At 75.4% G+C, this 2,122-nt stretch carries 3 protein-coding genes; all 3 read right to left on the bottom strand.

The features are described 5' to 3' along the window. The coding region (locus tag AC1HC7_RS12995; RefSeq protein WP_479499086.1) for a hypothetical protein at positions 1–626 on the bottom strand (626 nt) is incomplete at its 3' end. Next, positions 623–1,936 (bottom strand): Pvc16 family protein, encoded by a 1,314-nt coding sequence (locus tag AC1HC7_RS12990; RefSeq protein ID WP_479495214.1) that lies wholly within the window; start codon positions 1,934–1,936, stop codon positions 623–625. The genes AC1HC7_RS12995 and AC1HC7_RS12990, both read right to left, overlap by 4 nt. Before the next feature lie 3 nt (positions 1,937–1,939). After that, positions 1,940–2,122, bottom strand: a 183-nt coding sequence (locus AC1HC7_RS12985; protein WP_479499085.1) for a hypothetical protein, incomplete at its 5' end; no start/stop codon positions are given.

Below are 2,122 nucleotides of genomic sequence, written 5' to 3'. Positions count from 1 at the left end.
GCCCCCGCCGCCTGGCGCGCCGCCAGCCACGGATCGGGCGCATCCAGATGCAGCAGCGGCTGGGGCGCGTGGTCGCGCGCCAGCGCCAGCGCGCGCGCCAGCCGCGTCGCCCAGTCGGGCGCGGCGCCGGCGGCGTGAGCCGGGCTGAGAATGGCGGCGAGGCCGTCGTCGAGGCAGGGCGCGCCGCGCAGGAAATGCAGCGCCGTCTCGGCCAGCGCCAGCGGGCGGTGGGCAAATCCCGGCCCCGGCGCCAGATCCAGCAGCGCCGCGCGGCGCAGCAGCCCGTCGGGGGCGAGCGTCTCGGCCGCCAGCCCCGGCAGCGCCGCGTCGATCAGCGCCGGGGTGGCGGCGCCGGCGACGTTCAGCGGATGCGCCGCCAGCGCCGCCGCGCCGCCCGGCCCCAGTTCGACGGCGGCGGCGATCAGCAGCGCGTCGCGGGCGTCCGCCGACAGGGCGAAGCGGGCGATCATGTCGCAAAGCGCCGCGCCCGGCAGCGCATCGAGCGCCGCGCTCAGCCCGGGATCCGCGTCCCGCCGCCCGCCCAGCAGCCAGATGGCGTGCTGTTCGGCGACATGCAGCGCCTGCGCGTCGACCTCGCGCGCGGATATGGCGTTCTCGCGGGTCACGGGCCCGCCGCCAGCGTCACGCCCGGGCCCTCGAACCCGCCGGGGCCCAGGGTCAATTCGCTTTGCGCGCCGTCGATCTCGACCCGCAGCAGATAATCCCCCGGCGCCACGGCGGCGAGATCCGCGACCACCTGCAGCCCGTCCGCCGCGCGGGTGCGCGCCCGCACCGAAAACGTCACCGGCGGATCGGCGGCGGGCAGGCTGTTGAACAGCAGCGCCGCGGCCTGCGTCGCGCCCACCGGATGGGTCAGCGTGACGGTCACCGTGCCGTCGAACAGCCCGTCGGCGATGACCCCGGCCACCGCGGCGGCGTTGGCGTCGATGTCGATCACCGGCGCCACCACCAGCGACGAGACGTTGGAGGATTCCCACAGGCGCGGCGCACCGGCCTCGGGTTGCCAGAGATGTTCGATCTGCACGGTGGAAAGCCCGGCGCGCAGGTCGGCGGGCAGTTCGACCTCCACCCGTGAATTGGCGGCGTTGGCCGGGTCCACGGGCACCGCCCGGCCGCCGGCGTTGAAGCGCATGAGATCGGCGGCCAGCGCCACGCCGTCCACCGCGATCCAGTCGCCGGGGCGGATCGCGGCGCCGGTCAGGGGCGGCGTGCCCGGCCCGCCGGTCAGGCGACGAATGGCGGCGATGCGCGGGCGGCGCAACTGCGCGGTGCGCCCGCCGATGGTCAGCACCGGCAGCGCCGAGCGCACCGGCGCGCGGCTTTCGATCAGCACGCAGCTGACCTGATACAGCGCCGAGACCCGGAGCGGCGTGCTGAAGGCGGGCCAGAGGTTGGAGATCGTCTCGGCGTCCATGGGCGCCGGGGTGATGCGCAGCTGCTCGAATTGTTCGGCGAGGTCGGCGGCGACCAGGAATTGCAGCGCCGGGGGCAGGATCCCGGCATCCACCGGCCCGCCCGCCGCCAGCGCCGCCCGGATGGCGTCGCGGGTCAGCACCGGGGTCTCGTGCAGGATCTGCATGCCGTAGCCGAACAGGATCTCGGCGTTCAGCTCCGCCGCGCCGGTGGCGGTCAGCAGGTAATGCAGGTCGAGCGCCAGATACGGGCTGTCGGCGCGCGCCCCCGAGGCGTTGCGCGCCGGCAGGCGTTCATTGGCCCAGCCCTGATTGCGCGTGGCGTTCCACAGGAAGATGTTGAGCTGGTTGGCCGGCGCGCCATTGGCTGCCGCCAGCCGGTCCGGGGGCAGCGAGGTCACCGAGAACTGGCCGATGGCGTCGAGATCGCCATTGATCAGACCCTCGTTGAGCAGGTCTTTCAGGACCGCGGTGACTCCGGCGATGGCGAGCGCGTTGGACATGGATCATCGCCTCCAGCCGAGATAGTCGGTGAGATCGGAGCGCCGCGCCGGGGCCGCGCGCGGCGCGGCCTGCGCCGGGGTCGGGCGCGCGGCGGGCGCGGCGGGCGCGGGGCGCGGCGGGGCCTCCACCACCACCCGGCCGATCCTTATCACCGCGTCGCGCGGTTCCGGCGGCTGCGGCGGCGG

Source organism: Oceanicella sp., from assembly GCF_056449545.1.
The sequence above is the reverse complement of the archived record's forward strand: the minus strand, read 5'-3'. Positions and strand labels throughout refer to the sequence as shown.

Coding starts and splice junctions, on each gene's coding strand:
- AC1HC7_RS12990 (WP_479495214.1), bottom strand. CDS start 1,936: ATGTCCAACGCGCTCGCCATCGCCGGAGTCACCGCGGTCCTGAAAGAC.